The 16,913-nt window shown below is 42.1% G+C and carries 16 protein-coding genes; 12 read left to right on the top strand and 4 right to left on the bottom strand.

Going from position 1 to position 16,913, the window contains the following annotated elements:
* Together OCU90_RS22880 and OCU90_RS22875 are read left to right on the top strand one after the other, a co-directional pair.
* The gene (locus OCU90_RS22880; RefSeq protein ID WP_061022228.1) at positions 1–603 is read left to right on the top strand and encodes a response regulator transcription factor; all 603 of its coding nucleotides are present in this window, start codon (positions 1–3) and stop codon (positions 601–603) included.
* Positions 604–925: 322 nt separating this feature from the next.
* Positions 926–2,170, top strand: coding sequence for a tetratricopeptide repeat protein (locus OCU90_RS22875; protein ID WP_061022226.1), 1,245 nt, complete (start codon positions 926–928; stop codon positions 2,168–2,170).
* 192 nt (positions 2,171–2,362) lie between these two features.
* On the opposite strand, the gene sstT is transcribed toward OCU90_RS22875, so the two are convergent.
* Positions 2,363–3,577: a serine/threonine transporter SstT gene (gene sstT, locus OCU90_RS22870; RefSeq protein ID WP_017068938.1), complete on the bottom strand. Its 1,215-nt coding sequence runs from the start codon at positions 3,575–3,577 to the stop codon at positions 2,363–2,365.
* A 627-nt stretch (positions 3,578–4,204) separates the two neighbouring features.
* Here sstT and OCU90_RS22865 point away from each other — a divergent pair.
* The 3 genes from OCU90_RS22865 (at position 4,205) to OCU90_RS22855 (ending at position 6,600) form a co-directional block, all read left to right on the top strand.
* Positions 4,205–4,525, top strand: coding sequence for a hypothetical protein (locus OCU90_RS22865; RefSeq protein ID WP_017072398.1), 321 nt, complete (start codon positions 4,205–4,207; stop codon positions 4,523–4,525).
* Entirely contained in the window at positions 4,526–5,749 is a 1,224-nt protein-coding gene (locus tag OCU90_RS22860) for an HlyD family secretion protein (RefSeq protein ID WP_017081815.1), read from the top strand.
* A 188-nt stretch (positions 5,750–5,937) separates the two neighbouring features.
* On the top strand, positions 5,938–6,600 hold the full coding sequence (locus OCU90_RS22855) for an OmpA family protein (protein ID WP_029224309.1): 663 nt from the start codon (positions 5,938–5,940) through the stop codon (positions 6,598–6,600).
* 56 nt (positions 6,601–6,656) lie between these two features.
* On the opposite strand, the gene OCU90_RS22850 is transcribed toward OCU90_RS22855, so the two are convergent.
* A complete protein-coding gene (locus tag OCU90_RS22850; protein ID WP_017081817.1) occupies positions 6,657–7,664 on the bottom strand; it encodes an AraC family transcriptional regulator in 1,008 nt (335 codons plus the stop codon).
* A gap of 283 nt (positions 7,665–7,947) precedes the next feature.
* Between OCU90_RS22850 and OCU90_RS22845 the strand changes: the two genes are divergently transcribed.
* The 6 genes from OCU90_RS22845 (at position 7,948) to OCU90_RS22820 (ending at position 14,770) form a co-directional block, all read left to right on the top strand.
* Positions 7,948–8,922 carry an alpha/beta fold hydrolase gene (locus tag OCU90_RS22845; protein ID WP_061022225.1) on the top strand — a complete coding sequence of 325 codons (975 nt, stop codon included), beginning with the start codon at positions 7,948–7,950 and terminating at the stop codon, positions 8,920–8,922.
* Between the two features lie 55 nt (positions 8,923–8,977).
* Positions 8,978–10,780 carry an arylsulfatase gene (locus tag OCU90_RS22840; protein WP_081089959.1) on the top strand — a complete coding sequence of 601 codons (1,803 nt, stop codon included), beginning with the start codon at positions 8,978–8,980 and terminating at the stop codon, positions 10,778–10,780.
* A complete protein-coding gene (locus tag OCU90_RS22835) occupies positions 10,780–11,865 on the top strand; it encodes a transporter (protein ID WP_017081820.1) in 1,086 nt (361 codons plus the stop codon). The genes OCU90_RS22840 and OCU90_RS22835 overlap by 1 nt, the downstream gene beginning before the upstream one ends.
* A 79-nt stretch (positions 11,866–11,944) precedes the next feature.
* A complete protein-coding gene (locus tag OCU90_RS22830) occupies positions 11,945–12,244 on the top strand; it encodes a muconolactone Delta-isomerase family protein (RefSeq protein WP_061022223.1) in 300 nt (99 codons plus the stop codon).
* 101 nt (positions 12,245–12,345) lie between these two features.
* A complete protein-coding gene (locus OCU90_RS22825) occupies positions 12,346–13,095 on the top strand; it encodes a DUF302 domain-containing protein (RefSeq protein ID WP_061022222.1) in 750 nt (249 codons plus the stop codon).
* Between the two features lie 322 nt (positions 13,096–13,417).
* The gene (locus tag OCU90_RS22820) at positions 13,418–14,770 is read left to right on the top strand and encodes a BamA/TamA family outer membrane protein (RefSeq protein WP_017081824.1); all 1,353 of its coding nucleotides are present in this window, start codon (positions 13,418–13,420) and stop codon (positions 14,768–14,770) included.
* Between the two features lie 154 nt (positions 14,771–14,924).
* Here OCU90_RS22820 and OCU90_RS22815 read toward each other — a convergent pair whose 3' ends face one another.
* Positions 14,925–15,458 (bottom strand): DUF4136 domain-containing protein, encoded by a 534-nt coding sequence (locus OCU90_RS22815; RefSeq protein WP_017081825.1) that lies wholly within the window; start codon positions 15,456–15,458, stop codon positions 14,925–14,927.
* 273 nt (positions 15,459–15,731) lie between these two features.
* Between OCU90_RS22815 and OCU90_RS22810 the strand changes: the two genes are divergently transcribed.
* On the top strand, positions 15,732–16,352 hold the full coding sequence (locus tag OCU90_RS22810) for a glutathione S-transferase family protein (protein ID WP_017081826.1): 621 nt from the start codon (positions 15,732–15,734) through the stop codon (positions 16,350–16,352).
* 99 nt (positions 16,353–16,451) lie between these two features.
* Here the strand turns inward: OCU90_RS22810 and OCU90_RS22805 are convergent, their stop codons facing one another.
* A complete protein-coding gene (locus OCU90_RS22805; RefSeq protein ID WP_017061862.1) occupies positions 16,452–16,910 on the bottom strand; it encodes a copper chaperone PCu(A)C in 459 nt (152 codons plus the stop codon).
* Positions 16,911–16,913: the final 3 nt, after the last annotated feature.

Below are 16,913 nucleotides of genomic sequence, written 5' to 3'. Positions count from 1 at the left end.
ATGTCTGAACTTCATCAAACGTTGCCGGTCTATGTGGTTGATGACGATGAGTCGATGCGTGACTCATTGGTGTTCTTATTGGAAGAGCATGATTTTACGGTGTCAGCCTATGAAGATGGCCCGAGCTTTCTGGACTCAGTGGATTTGAGTGCGCCAGGTTGCGTGGTGTTAGACAGCCGAATGCCTGAAATGAGAGGGCAACAAGTTCATGAGTTGATGGTGAAGGCGCAGAGCCCACTGTCGGTGATTTACCTGACGGGTCACGGTGATGTGCCAATGGCGGTTGAAGCCTTACAAGCCGGCGCGGTGAACTTCTTCCAAAAGCCAGTTAAAGGCGGTGAGTTAGCTGAGGCGATCAAACAAGGTTTGGACGCTTCTGAAAAGCATTTACACATGAATGTTTACCGCCAAGCGTATGCATCGTTGACTGACCGAGAAATCGATATTCTTAAGCAGATCATTGACGGAAAACGTAACCAAAAAATCGCTGATGAGTTATGTATCGCGATGAGAACGGTAGAAGTACACCGAGCGAGTTTAATGAAGAAATTTTCTGCTAAAACGGTTGCTGAACTGGCTTACATATACGGCCAACTGAACTAACTACAGCGACATGGGATTGCTAATAGGTATTCATCAATTTCGTTGTCGTTTTTTAAGATTATTTTGCTTAAAGGTGGTCTTCATTATCGAACTCTATTGAAGCAAGATCACACCATTTATGGAGTGCATAAGGATAGGTCTTAGTAGACTTTTTATCGCTATGTATTCCTGAGATACTGAACTAAGTTCATTTTAGGGCGGAACGTTTTAATAACGGCGCTTTTCCCTGTAACTAGAAACATACCATTCACTATGGGTTGATCACTTTCCCGGTATCGGGGCTAGTATCAGCCGAGTTAGGTTAAAATATTTTATGAGTACAATGGGAATCGCAATTGGTGCGACGGCTCTTTCGTTAATACTTGTCGCCGTGTGGCTGATCTCTTTATCGCTAAGAAAGCAGCGCTTGGAACAAGAACGTAAGGCTCGTGCTGTCGCTTATCGAAAAGCGATTGAAAAAGCGCGCATACAAGAGCAAAAAGAGCGTCACTTCAAAGCCGAAACCGGGCATGTACCGTCGATACTGTATTTGGCAAAAGAAGCTGAACGTAACAATATTAAGGAAGCTCTGTATTGGTACGACAAAGCGGCGCAACTCGATAATATCAATGGCATGTACGGCATTGTGCGCCTAAGCATGAAGCGTAAAGAAGACCTGATTTTAAGAGAAAAAGCCAACTTTTGGCAGCTTGCGATATCCGCATTGGACAATGACGTGTCTGCGAAATTTGAGATGGGCAAAGCGCTCGTCTTTGGTCGTGGAACTGATAAAAACATCCCTAAAGGTTATACCTATATTGAAGAGTCTGCGGCTGGTGGTAATACTGAAGCAATGCTGTTTATCGGTGACTGGTGTCTAGATAAAGAAAACCCAGACTACTCTGCCGAAAGCTCTGTCGAGTGGTACCAAAAAGCTGCGGAAAAGAATAGCTTAGACGGCAAGATCAAACTCGGTATGAGTTATTTGAACGGTGTTGGTGTTGAGCCTAACCATGGTGAGGCTGTTTACTGGTTTGAGACGGCCGCAGAAAAGAACAGTGCAGAAGCCATGTTTAGAGCAGGTGAAGCTTGGATTGACCATGGTGAACACGGCAACGCTATCGCTTATATCTGGCTATTTCTATCGGCTCATTTTGGTTACTCAGAAGCCAAGCATTTGAGGGATAAAGTAGGCGGTGAACTCGGTGTGGATGCCGTCGTGGGCTTACAAGCTCTGACTAAACCGATAATGACCAAGCTGACCCAAGAAGCAATCACTAAGCACTCAATCATTAAGGCGCTCAACAAGCTCTACAAACGCAATGTCCCTGTCCCTAAGAAGGTTAAAGAAGCGTCCGATGAAGAAGGTGAGGAGCTAAATGTCGATGGTAGTCATATAGAGACCAAAGCTTCGAGTGAGCAAGGTTCTAACGTCGATTACAACCAGCAGGCGACGCCAAACCATGATAGCGGTGCTGCGAATCAAGGGTCATCCAGCGATCAAGCAACGCATAACAAAGAAGCAAGCCCTAACTCTCTAGACTTCAGTCAGGCAGCAGTGGATCCAAGCTGGAAAAGCAACCACTAAAACGTGTTGGTTAGCTTTGATGAGTTAGACAAAAATGACTGAAGCTATAAATCTATAAATCTATATAGCTATATAGCTTCTAGCCGTAATCTAGAAAACCAAGACAACAAAAAAGGGAAGCGAATGCTTCCCTTTTTATTTGTGTGCTATTTGCTTTTAGAGCTTAGAGTTAAAGCCTAATACCAAGAGCTGTTAAGCTTTGTTTTGCTCAGCTTTACATACAGCCGCAGTGAACACGACGTCAGTTGAGCTGTTAAGCGCTGTTTCAGCCGAATCTTGAATCACACCAATGATGAAACCAACCGCTACAACCTGCATCGCTACATCGTTTGAGATACCGAATAGGCCACAAGCTAGAGGAATCAGTAGCAGTGAGCCACCGGCAACGCCTGATGCGCCACATGCTGAAATTGCAGCAACAAGGCTTAGTAGAATCGCAGTGAAGATATCAATCTCAATACCCATTGTGTGTACAGCTGCAAGCGTTAACACAGTGATGGTGATTGCAGCACCTGCCATGTTGATGGTTGCGCCTAGAGGGATTGATACAGAGTAAGTGTCTTCATCTAGCTCTAGCTTCTTACAAAGGTTCATGTTCACTGGGATGTTTGCAGCGCTTGAACGAGTGAAGAATGCCGTTACACCAGACTCACGAATACATTGCAGTACAAGTGGGTATGGGTTCTGTTTTGTCTTTACAAAGACAAGCAGTGGGTTAACGACAAGAGCAATGATAAGCATTGAGCTTAGTAGAACCGCTAGCAGTTGACCGTAGCTTGCTAGTGCATCGAAGCCCGTTGTTGCGAATGTAGCCGAAACAAGACCGAAGATACCGAATGGCGCAAGACGAATAATGAAGCGAACAATGTGTGAAACACTGTGGCTAAGGTCTTCGAAAACCGCTTTGGTTGTTGCAGATGCGTGGTGCAGTGCAAGACCAAGACCGATTGCCCAAGCAAGAATACCGATGTAGTTCGCGTTCATTAGTGCGCTAACTGGGTTATCTACAAGCTTGAATAGAAGCGTATGAAGAACTTCTGCAATACCTTGAGGAGGGTTAGCACCTTCAGCGCCAGCAACCAGTGTCAAAGTGGTTGGGAACATGAAGCTCAGTACTACAGCAGTCAGTGCTGCAGAGAACGTACCAATCAGGTAAAGCACAATGATTGGACGCATATGAGTATGCTGACCTTTCTTTTGGTTTGCGATAGAAGCTGCAACAAGAATGAATACTAAAATTGGGGCAACAGCTTTCAGAGCACCAACAAACAGACTACCTAATAGGCCTGCATCTTGAGCTGCTGAAGGAGAAACCATGGCGAGAACGACACCGAAAACAATACCAGCAAGGATCTGTAGAACGAGATTTCCACGAGCGATGCGGGCGAGCATGTTGTGATTTTGCATAAAATACCTGCAATTGTTAATTTATTATAGTGATGTATTTTTTTATAAAGTTGTACCAAATCCAACTATACACTAGTGGAATGGGCGGTCATATTAGCGGGATCTAAGAGGGTGTCTAGGAATAGTTTACTTTTAGGGTGATTGTTTGCGCCATGTGGTGCTTTTGGAGCTAAATGTTAAATCTTTGTGCTTTTGTTGAGGTATAAGCCTGCTGAATAATGTTCCATTGGCTTAATGTTCTAGTATTTATGGTGTGTAAACCATTACTGATAAAAACATTGTGTTCGGAAATAGCTGCCTAAACTTGTATAGGTAAAAAAGCCACTTCAACAGACATCACCTGCTTTGCTTAATCTACGTTGGTGCATGACTTGCCATGTTTTGTCGTCATCTAATCTTTCTATCGGCATTCCCACCTACTTAAGCAGCGTTAGCTGTGAATCTCATCAGCTCTCCTTAATAGCGTCAGGCTACTGAACTTAATACCTTGCTACTTTGATATACCGCACACATTATCTGATGATTTATATCAACATGTTATTTTATATGACGTAATTTATCTAAAATTGCCGTTGTAAGTGGGTGGCATATATCCTGTGTTGGTCTTAATTTACAAGAGTATGAGCAATGAGTTTAATCAGTATCCCTTATGTAGAGACCTCTGCAGATACCGTTTTACATATAGCAGCCGCTATCGTGCTGATCAGCACCATAGCGGCTGGCCTGTTCGGTTTTTGGAAGCTTCACGAGATCCCTATTCAAAAGGCTCATAAGACTGACCACCATCAGATAGGGTTGATTACCGCGCTCACTTGGATTGGCTTCATTTGGCACTGGGTGTGGGTGCTCGCCATTATCATTGCTTTTGTAGATTTTGAAAAAGCCATTATCCGACTGCGTGATTTATGGAATTCTCCGGCTCAAGTTAATCAATCAGAGGATGTCTAAATGTTAGAAGGTTTAGCGGTTTGGTGTTTGTTCATCTATTTATTAAGACTTGTTGGCATGCCTTGGAACACAGGGACTAAAGCATTCGCTTATCTAGGAGGCAGTGGTTGGTTGTTATTTGTGTGGGTAGGATTAATTAACTATACACCAATGGATTTGTCGGGAGGCTCTGTGGTGCAGTCTCCTCACATTCAACTTCGCCCAACCTCAACCAATGTCTCGGGCAAGGTCGACCAGATTTATATCACCCCGAACCAACGCATTGAGAAAGGGCAGTTAATCTATGAGATTGAAAACGAGCCTTATCAAATTGCTTATGAACAAGCGAAGATTTCGCGCGACTCGGCAAACGTAGCGGTTAGCACTGCGGCTGAAGAAGTAAAAATCGCTGAATCCAGCTATCAGGCAGCGTTACATGATTTTGAAATGACACAAAGTGAGCTTTCAGCTGCTCAGTCAAATAGAGACTTACAGAAAAGAACGTTGAAGCGTTATCTTGAACAAAACCGAGTCGTGCGTAATACGATCACTGAAAGCATGATTGATAACCAGCAAACGGTCGCCGATTCTGCTGTGTACACTGTGGCCAAGCTTGAGTCACAGCTGAGCAAAAAGAAATCTGATGTAGAGAAAGCCAAGCTACAAATAACCAAAGCGGAACTCTCGGTTGAATCCCGTCAGTCAGACTTTAACGAAACAATTCAGAAGGTGAATAAAGCGAAATGGGATCTTGATAGCACCAAGATTTATGCACCCGCTGATGGCTTTGTGACTAACTTTATTCTTCGTGAAGGTCAGCTTGTTTCTAGAGTTCCACGATTGCAGATGTACACCAACGAGAAATACGTATTGATGAGAGTGAATCATCAAGCGATTAGAAATGTTAAACCGGGTCAATTGGCTGAATTTACAACGCCAGTTTATCCAGGGAAAGTATTCACGGCAGAGGTTGAAGGTATTATTGAAGCAACCGGCGAAGCGCAAAGTAACTTGCTTGGCTTTGACCAGAATGTTCGCTCTACGACAGGCAAGAACCTACAAAACAAACATCACTTTGTTAGGTTGAAAGTCTTTGAACCTGAAGGCTATAGCGTACCAGTCGGCTCGGTTGGTTTAGCTTGGATTAGCGGAGAAAAGCCAACAGAGCTTATGGCGTTTCTTGATGTAATACGTGGAATCATTTTACGTATGAAGTCGCAGCTTTACTACTTCTACTCTTTCTAGATCTAGAACCAGAGTTAATTCGGTTATTTAATTCCGAATTATTCAAAATAAGATTATTAATGAAATTACGGGCCACAGTCGTGGTCTGTAATTTTAATATGTTTGCTATTCAGTGAATATTTAATCGAAAGTCTAAATTTAACTGGAATATATTTATGCTATTCATATCTTCTGAAATAAAAAGATGCATTAAACCTATTATCTCTCTGTTGCTATTAACGAGCTTGGTGGGCTGTCAGGCGACTCAACGTCAGGACGCAACGACTGGTGAGATGGAAACGAATTCCACTACAAAAGGGGCTGCGATTGGTTCTTTGTCTGGTGCTGCGATTGGTCTCCTGTCTGGAGATAATTCAAAAGAACGGAAAAAGAGAGCGTTAATTGGGGCAACGGCTGGCGGTCTCATCGGTGGAGGAGTCGGCTACTCACTGGATAAACAAGAGGAAGCTTTGCGTCAGGAGTTGCTAGATTCAGGCGTTCAAGTAAAGCGTGTTGGTGAAAATGAGTTAGTGTTGGTGATGGAAAACGGCATCGGTTTTCGCTCTGGTGAATACCTACTTGAAGCGACGGTATACAATTCATTGAATGGTGTTGCGAGAATATTGGTCGAGTACCCAGATTCGTATTTGCAGATCAAAGGCTATACCGACAGTACTGGCAATGATGCTTCTAATCAGCAGTTGTCTGAGAAACGTGCTGATTCAGTAAAAGCTTACTTAGTGAATCAAAAAGTGAAAGGTGGACGAATCAGTACCAGCGGCCTTGGTGAACGTTACCCTATTTGTGACAATGCAACCGAAGACGGAAGAGCCTGCAATCGCCGTGTCGAGATCAGTATCCAAGCCATCTAGCGAGGTGATGCAATCTTTCTCATCCGCAAGTAGAGACATTTTGCGGATGTTCTATTTTATTCTAATGACTTGAGGTATTGCTTTGGTGTCATGCCTCGATGTTTCTTAAACATATGTGTAAAACTGTCTAGGTGGCTATATCCCAATTTGTGGGCAACTTCGTCGACAGGCATTGATTGGCTTAGCATCTTGACGGCTTTATTACTCAAGACAAAACCACACATTTCGGTGAAGTTATGGCCATACTTGTGGAATCTGCGTTGAAATGTTTGTGTAGATAGACCAAATAATTTCGATACTCTTTCGAGCGTCGGTAATCCAAAGTGACATGAGTAATTGATGGCCTCATAAACCAATTTAGTATCATCGCTTGGATCGGGCATATCTAAGCATCGATCCAAGTCCTCAAAATTTAAAGAAAAGGTTTGTTTGGTATCTTGATTTTCAGCCAGATTTGCCAAGCGTAAGTTGGAATGAAACCAGATCTCTGTTTGATGATGATTCCATGTTACGTCACAGCCAAAATAGTCTCGATATAGGTTCTCATCCGCACGCTCCCCAGAAAGTAATACGCGCATCGGAGCGAAATCTACCCCAAGGTATTTCTTCAATATCTTTAACATCAAAACAGCGACTCTAATACTGTCATGAACGTCTAAGTGTTCTGCGTCATACTGATTGTTGTAAGTCCACTTGATGATAGACCCCGCAGGTGCAGCAACCCAAAAAGCACCGGATTGAATACACCCCATGCCGTAATTTACCTTTCTTATCGTCGACATTAAGTCATGACCAGAGAACATCCATTGGCCTAATCCGCCCAAGTCTTCGACCCGGAAATGGCGCACAGCCTCGAGCATAAAGTTTGGGTTTTTTGTATAGCATTCGAGTTCTTCATAAAGCTGAAATACCTCAGAAATGGGCAACAGGTTCATTGTGTGATTAAACGCGGATTGGGGAATTGTCTGTGGGGAGATTGGATCTGAATAATATTGATTACATACGTTGTAATACAAATTCATCAGGCTATTTACCCTTATAAAGTAAGTTGTGTTGATAGTCATTGATCCATCCAAACCTCTGTGAATTAGGTCATAAACATAGCATAAATGACGTAATTTAACGAGTTTTAACAGACCCCAACGATGTTAGTTAACATCAAATATATCGGTAAAGTAGTGGCGATAATATTAGTAATAATGGTGTCAACTACAATTGTTGATAGCTGTAAATACTGAGTTGAGTAAACCCCAATACTATTTTTTGAGAACCATAAATAAATTGGATGGAAATTTATTTATGGTTTCAGCGTTTTTTAACTTCAGAGAATTAAATAGAGATTAATTAATGACACATACTCCTAAGATAGAAAAAATTAGCGTGTTTGATCGTATTAACGCATCGGCACTGATGTTATTGACTTCTGAATATAAAAGCTTGGAGCAGTTGCGAAGAAAAAACGACTATCCAATGTTCCCAACATTTGAAACGACACCATCCATGCCAATAAAGCGAACCAAGATAAATGGTGTCGATATTCGATACGCACATTCTGAAGCGATTGGTAAACCGACTCTTGTGATGCTTTCCCCTTTTCCTCAAAGCATTCTTGCGTATGCCCCTATTTGGACAGGGTTGGCTGAAAACTACAACCTATATGCCTACGATATGCCAGGATTCGGCGGCAGTACTGGCGGGTTTGAATATATGTCTTTCAAGGCCCAAGGTGACTTTTTAAAAGATTTCTTGAATCATTTTGATATTCAATCACCACACTTATTAGGGCCTGATGTTGGTATGCCGGCGATCGTTTATTACACGGGCACTTATGACAACGATGTAAAAAGCCTATTGATAGGTGATGGCCCAGCGATTGACCCTTCGTCAAATGCAAGTGCCATTCGCAAAATGGTCGACTCATCATTCTGGCGCACTGTCTTTAAAGTGACAGGATCTGGGTCTTTAATTCAAGGCTGTATCAAGGTTTGTTATACAAACTATCGCCCTAATGAAGAAGAGGTTTCGGACTATATCGCATCGTATCGCAATCGAATGCCCGCCGTAATGCAATGGTTCAAAGATTACCCAAAAAGTTTAACAACGGTTGATCCACTTCTCGAGAGAATTGAGTTACCTACTCAAATATTTTGGGGAGAAAACGACGCCATTCTCTATGTCGAGAATGGGGAACGTCTCGCTGAACGCATGCCGAATGCTGAATTAACAGTGTTTAAAGACAGTGGCCATTTTTGTTATCAAGACAGTCATAAAGAATTCGAATACATGGTAATTGATTGGATTACTAAGCAAGAGGAAAAATAAGTGGTTATTGAGACCGGTAAACAGAAATTGAATAAGAGGCTCAGGTTATTTTGATATGAACAAAGAAAGAAAATATCGGGTGTTCAGTAGCTTACTGATGAGTTTCACTTTGATGTACGCTCATACCTCGTTGGCACAAGAAAAACAGCCGAACGTTTTAATCATCACCGCTGATGACATGGGCTTTTCAGATGTTGGTGCATTTGGTAGTGAAATTCAAACGCCAACAATCGATTCTATCGCGAACGAAGGGCTACGTTTTAACAACTATTACACCAATCCTTTATGTACCCCAACCCGAACTTCGCTAATGTCTGGCGTTGATCATCACCGTGCGGGCGCCGGTACTATGGGTCTATTCACTGCACCAAACCAAAAGGACAAACCTGGGTATGAGGGTTTCCTTCGAGAAGAATTTGTCACCCTAGGTGATCTTATGAAGGGAGCAGGTTATACGACGTTTGTTAGTGGCAAATGGGATCTGGGGCGTTTTCCTAATTTGATTCCAAGAGCGAGAGGTTTTGATCGTGATTTCGTTATGCTGGATGATCATGGTAGCCACTACAGTATGTTAGCGATGTGGGAAGAGGCACCAAAGCTACAATTTACTGAAGACGGAAAGTACCTTAAAGAGCTGCCAGATAACTATTACTCGAGTAAGACTTACACCGATAAAATGCTGTCTTTCATGAAAGATAATAAAGCAAAGGATGACAAGCCTTTCTTTGCTTTCCTCTCTTACCAAGCGCCTCATGATCCTTTGCATGTCGATGAACCGTGGAGAAGCATGTATCAAGGGCAGTATGACAAAGGTTGGTCTGCAGTACGATTAGCTCGTTATAACAAGCAAAAAGAGCTGGGTATTATTCCTGAGTTTACTGAACTTGCGGAGCGATATTGGTTCGTGCCGGATAGTGAGATGCTCGCACCAATTGTCAGAGCGGCACTAGGAAGAGAAATGGAGCTTTATGCTGGCTTGATGACCAACATGGATCATCATCTTAACCGTGTAATACAGTACTTGAAGGACAGTGGCGAATATGACAATACCATGATTTTGTTCTTTGGAGACAACGGCCCTGAGGGCAACGGCACTTTTGACAGAATCACGACGTTTGGAACGAAAAATTACATTTTCAAAGCAAGAAACTGGTCTGATCAAGGTGATATTCGTTTGCAAGGCACAGAGAATAACTATACCGAGCTCGATCCCGGTTGGGCGCAAGTTTCGGCTGCACCATTCTTTGGACATAAAGACTTTGCCTTGGAAGGTGGAATTCGTAATGCACTGATTGTTAAACCGGCGAAAGATAGCCCGCATAAGCCCGGAAGTATTCGTAATGATTTTATGCATGTTCAAGACATTTTCTTGACCTTAGCTGAAATGACCAATCAAGATTTCCCCAATGGATACACTCAGGCTAAATCTTGGCTTGAGATGTTAAATGATCCTGAGGCAACGGTTCGAACGGGAGAGGATTGGTTTGGTTGGGAGAGTGGTAACTCACGAGCATTACGTCGCGGCGAGTGGAAAATCTCTAATAATATTAAGCCTTGGGGTAATGAGCAGTGGCAACTGTATAACATTGAGAAAGATCTCTCTGAACGTTACGACCTAGCTGATAAGCATCCAGAGATATTGAATGAACTCGTCTCAATTTATGAAAACGAATATGTGCCAAAGAACAATGTCATTCTTGGCAGCCGAAATTTCCATGAAAGTGATTGGTGGGATGGGCCTCTTCGTTTTGAAGAGGGCAATGATGAAGGCTCAGAGTATCCGCCTGGTTTGTACAAAAAAGGATGGACGCCACCTCAAGATATGATGGCAGAACCTAAGCAAGTGGAGGAGGAATAATGATGAAAGGATTCAGCATAAATTCAGATTCAGTTAATCAAATGACTAAATACCTCGTGGGTGCCGGGCTCATTGTTTCTACCAGTGCTAGTGCTTTGACATTACCTCCAAGGTTTTATGAACGTACGTTACTAGGAGTAGAAGCGATACCTATATTAGGGATCAGCTTTGACGGAAATATTAACCCATTTGACCCTACATTAGGTGACAACGGTAATGCTCATTTACCACAACCCGGTATTGATGACATTCATTTAGAAGGAACAATGGCGTTAGCGGGCTATTCGATTAGCTTCCCCATTAGTGACAGGTCAGCTCGTATTTCCTACTTACAACCTGTTGGCAACATGAATGTGACAGCGACGGGGCAAGTAACTAGTGGTGGGCAAACAGTATCCAATGTGCCTATTCAGTATTATTCAACTAATGGTATCGGTGACCCATTTTTTGAATTTACGATTGGGCTAATCGGTTCTCCAGCATTAGATGAGCTACCTAAAGCGATTCGTTACCAACCGGGCTTTCAAATGGACTTATTGGTCGACTTAAGCGTACCGCTTGGTGAATATGACTCGGATCAAGCGATTAACATGGGCACGAACAGATTGTGGGGAAGAGTGGGTTTCCCGATGATGTATCAGTTAGGAGATGTGTGGGCGCCAAGTAAGCGTGCTTCGCTAGAACTCCTACCTGCTGTCACTTGGTATGGCGATAATGACGACATGTATGGAGGCGGCTCTCAAAGCACTGATTTAGGTTACAGCCTCGGTGCTCATTTGACTTACGATTTAAGCCAACATGTGTGGGTTTCTTTGGACTACTCCTACGTGAAATCAGGTGATTATACCAACAGCGGTAATGTTCAAGTTTCCAACAATGGAAGCTTTGAGGGTCAGGACTTTTCAAGCGTTGGCTTTACGGTTGCTACGGATCTTACGCGTAATTTGAATGCCTCATTGGGTTATCAGACGACCATTAATGATGGTGGTGCTGGCGAAGCGCAAATGAGCACCTTCAGTTTCAACTTGGTCTATTACTGGGCAGATATTCTTGATGGGTTAGACCGGACAGGTTTTAAGTTCTAAATATGAATTTTTAAACTCAGCTTCCTACTTCCTACTTCCAGGGTGATGGGGAAGCGGAACTATAGTTTGAGAGGTTTCAATGTATTTTGTAAAAGTGCGTGTTGAACATGCGGGGTTAACAGAGAAAGAGCTGTGGGACCTTTGGGAAAAAGAAGCCGAAGCGGCGTTAAAAGCTAAGTCAGCAGGTAAGATTAAGTTTCTATATAAAATTACAGGACAACGCGGCGTGATAATGGTTGTTGATATGGAGCACCATGAAATAGAGCAAATTGTTCATGGCGATATACCAATGAGAAATATCATGGTTCTAGAAGAGGTTATCCCGGTTCGTGACTATGAAGAGTTTGCTGAAGATGTAAAGCGCAGGTGGAAAAAGTAATATTTATAGACTGAGGGGAATGATTTTACTTGGTCTATTTAATTATTCATTTTTATTACTATCTCCATCCCCCTATTTAAAAATTATTCAGGGCATTGTAAATGCGAAAGTTAATTTTTTTAGCGTTAAGCTGTACTCTATTGGTAGGTTGTTCCTTTAATAAGATATTTGAAGGAAAATACCAACTCGTTGATGATTATATCGAAATTATTGATAGCAATATTAAAGACCTACCTCAACTGTCAAATGTTATCGCGATTGATCATTCTAGACTTGCCAATCAAGCTGAAGAGCCGCTTTTACCCTCGAAGGTAATTATGTTTCATGATCCAGTTTTGGAGTCGAGTCTGATAGAAAAAGAACGTTTAATTGCGTTAGATATGCCTTTGAAAATATTGGTATATATGGACGAAAATGGAGACTCCAACGTGATTTGGAATCAAACTCGTTATTTTGAGGAGCGTTATAACGTTAGCTTCACGGTCGAGGAAAAGCAACAATATGATGAGGCTATGAGTGATGTTTTGAATGGAGTGCCCGAGAGCGCTTTGAATTCATTCACTAGTGATAAAATGGCGCAAAACGACGTGATAACCATCGAAAGTGAATTGTCTTTAGAAGAAACCATCAGAAAAGCACTTGAGGTTATTAGCCGTAATGATGACGTAACGATCTTTAAAGAGATCGATTATCAAAAACTGGCAGCTCAAAATGACGTCAAGTTACCGCCAACATATCTCATTATGTATGGTGCACCATCGCCAGGAGGTAAAGCCATGAAGCAAGCACAAACGTTAGGCCTTGATGCATTTCCACAAAAATTATTGGTTTGGCAGAATGAGATGGGATAGGTACGTGTAAGCTTCAACAATTTATTTCTTTTAGCCGATAGGCAAGACGTTTATAAATCTTTTTCATTATGGATGATACAGAAGAGGCTTTTAATAAAATATAAAACTAGCTATATATTTACCTACTACTATAAAACTTAATGAAACGTTCCCAGTGTTTCTTGTTATTTATAGTGACGGTGTGTTTTTCATCTAATTGACATTGTGCTAAATATCACTCTACCGTGTTCGATATAACTCAGTCCACTGCTCCTAACTCTTTTTGGTGACACGTGACTTGTAAGTGTATTTATATGTTAAGGCTTTAATGGAAATATAATAAGTGATTTTTTTAAAAGTTGGCGGCCTAATTAACCCCTTTGAAAATAACATAGTAGGTGTTGTTATGGTGTGTGTGATTAGCTTAGTGAGTTTCTCTTCTATGGCGGCTACGCCAGTTTCAAGTAAGTATGTTCTTGAGCGTATCAATGAAATTAAATTAAATAAAAACAATCTGATAATTCCTTTCGCATTTAATACTGAGTCCATGGGTTTTAATATGGGTGTAGGTGGTGTCTTTCAAGGTATTGGACAAGAACAACTGAAAGTTGGTGCAGCTGCGTATTCGGGAGGCGCTGATAGTTATGCATTGGGAGGAGGAGTCTGGAACTACCAAGTAGAGAGTATAGAAAGGCTATTCATCTCTGTATATGGAATGTATGCGTATTACCCTGAAAATACGGCTTATACAGGGGCTGAATATTATCCATATCCTAATGGGGTTCCGATACCAGGAAGCTCCAGCTCTTCCAGTGAGCAAAACATTCAAGCGAGCGGGTTTTCTAATTGGTTAGACATTAAACTAGAGTACATATTACCGATTGGTACCGGTAAAAGTGAGATTATCAAGAGTTATCGAGTATCCAACGGTTTGCTAGTCGATCTTCCCGTCAGGCACCAATGGAATCCATTCGAGTATGGATCAACAACCATCATCATGAACCAGTTCAATCGATATCAGTCTTTCGAAAATGAAGACCAAATCAGTGGAGATCTTCATGCCATAGAATTCGGTGTTCAGTACGATAATACGGACTTCTATCCAAACCCTAGTATGGGAAGTCGACAGTATCTGAGTTTTTCTGGCGATGGCAATTTGATTGACTCTGATGGCGATTGGAATTTTATTCAGTTAGACGTCAGCAAATACTTTTCAATGGGACAGAGCCAATTTGCATCGCAACGAATCTTAGCTTTTAACCTGTGGACTGGTTATTCGCCGAGCTGGAGTGTAAATAATGACTCCGACAGCGGACGGCTTGTTGAGAATTCCCCCCCTTATAACGAAGGAGCAACGTTAGGAGGTTGGAACCGAATGCGTGGCTATGATTCCTATCGTTTCCATGACAAGGCGAGCCTATATTTGTCTGGTGAGTATCGTTATACCCTTAAATATAACCCGATAACAAACGTTAATTGGTTGAGCTTTTTAAATGTCGATTGGTTCCAACTGGTTGGGTTCGTTGAGGTGGGAGAGGTGGCAAGCGACTATAACCTGAAAGAGCTAACATCAGATATGAAAATGGACGTTGGGGTGTCTTTACGAGCATTTGCTGGAGGTATAGTTGTGCGTACGGACCTCGCTGTTTCTAATGAAGGAGCCAACCTCTGGTTTATGGTGAATCAACCCTTTTGATTGAGAAATCGAGGTATTATTTATCAAGCTTTGGTCTACTGATGCTTCTCTTACATTGGTGACTAAGGTGCCTTCTTCCTTGAAGGCCTGGGCTTTTCCTCTCTCTAAACTGAATGACCAAAATTTAGAGAAGTAATAGCCTAGAAGTTTTCATTCATTTATACGAAGGGTACTGTTGGAACATTTCAGCGACTTCCTCGGAAATCAGTTCTCCACGTTCCTCAGAACTCATTGAGCGAGTTAATTTTCGGCTTGAATTCGCTGTCCATACAACGATGTTTGTTCGGTCATCGACCAACTCTACAACTAATTGTCCATACGTCTGTTCGTGATAATTTTGTGGGGTGGACATTACCCCGCGGAAATTGTTCCGACCATAGCCAATACCAAAGGAAGAGCCGGAAGAAACAAGTTCTGATTCTTGCTGAAGTTGGTAGCGAACATATAGGCTGCCTCCGTCTTCTACAAACTCTACCTCAGTACGATCCATTTCTTTGATGATCGCACTTTCAATCCTGATTGAATCGATGCTGATCGGCATTTTATTCATTGTTTCTGTCGCTGTTTCAAGCGAGCCGAAATCATAGGTTTTATACATTGAGAAATCGGTTTGCTTATCAAAGTCAGTATTTATTGTAGAGCAGGCCGCTAGAGGAAGCGTTAATAATATTGTTGTTAAGCGAAGCATGTTTTATGTCCTATGACGGTGGTTTGAAATGAATCTCTCTTTCTATGGTGATTATACTTTTCTGGTATTCGAAGATTTCTGTTCGATATATCCAATCAATCAGATGACTAAATTGATGTTATTAACCGAACTTTGGCTTTATTGCTCAAGGGGGAATTATAGTGAACTGGATAAAGGGAGTATTGACTTCAATGATTAGCACGGTTGTTGTGCTTCACTTGGTTGTATTTTTTGCATCAGTCACTGGTGTTTAGTTATATAGGTAAATAATGCATGATTGATATTTATGGCACCCCGAATAGCCGCTCTACTCGCGTACTTTGGTGTGCAGAAGAGCTCGGTATTGAATATAACTTTAAAAAAGTTGATTTCTCATCGGGTGAAAATAAGTCCGATGCGTATTTGGCAATTAACCCAGCAGGTAAAACGCCAGCGATCGTCGACGGAGATTTTGTCTTGTCTGAATCAACAGCGATTTTAGAGTTTTTAGCGCAGGAGTACGGTAAGGAGCAAATCAAACCAAGCGACAAGAGTGACAATCGAGAAAAGGCACTTTGTGCTAAATGGTGCTCTTTTGCGGTTTGTGAGCTTGAGCAACCTTTGTGGACGATGGCTAAACACAGCTTTATTTACCCCGAAGATATGCGTCAGGATGGCATTTTACCTGTCTGTCAAAAGGAGTTCCAAAACGCTTTATCAGTTTTGAGCCAACAACTTGATAGTAACGAATACCTATTGGGTGAGGTGTTTTCTATTGCTGATATTTTAATTTCACACACCTTAGCGTGGGCGCTAAGTTTTCAGCAAGAGATCCCACAATCTAATTTGATGAGTTATGTGCAACGTTGTACATCTCGTCCCGCATTTAAAATGGCTCAGCAGAGAGAGCTTTGAACTTTACTTTGATTAAGTAAAAACAGCCATGATAACTTTCGTCATCATGGCTGTTTTCTTTTATAGCTATAACAGAATGTTTGTTAGTGCTGTATTGTATTAATGATGATCGTGATTCATCTTCTTCATGCCGCTCATCACTTTCTTAACCGGCGCATCGAAGGTCTGCGTTTCACCATTGGCGAAAGTCAGTGTCATCTCGATTTGCTCACCTTCTTTTAGGCTGCTTGCTAGGTCGAACAACATGATGTGTAGGCTACCAGGTTTAAGTACCGCTTCACCGTTTGCAGGGATGGTGATCTCTTGAACTTGGCGCATTTTCATAACATCGCCATCCATGATTACATCATGAAGTTCTACTTTACCTGCTGCAGGTGTTGTTGCAGAAACAATAGCGCGATCTTTATCGCTGTGATTCATCAGAGTCGTGAATACCGCGCTGTTCACTGCTGAAGGCGGTGTTGCACGAGCGTACGCGTCATGAACCATAATATCGCTACTAGCCTGAGCAAAAGGGGTGAGCAATAAGCCTGCTAGAGCAAGTGCTTTTAACTTCATGTT

This window comes from Vibrio splendidus, from assembly GCF_024347615.1.
Lineage (GTDB): Bacteria > Pseudomonadota > Gammaproteobacteria > Enterobacterales > Vibrionaceae > Vibrio > Vibrio splendidus.
Note: the sequence above shows the minus strand (reverse complement) of the source record. Positions and strands in the feature narration are given on the sequence as shown.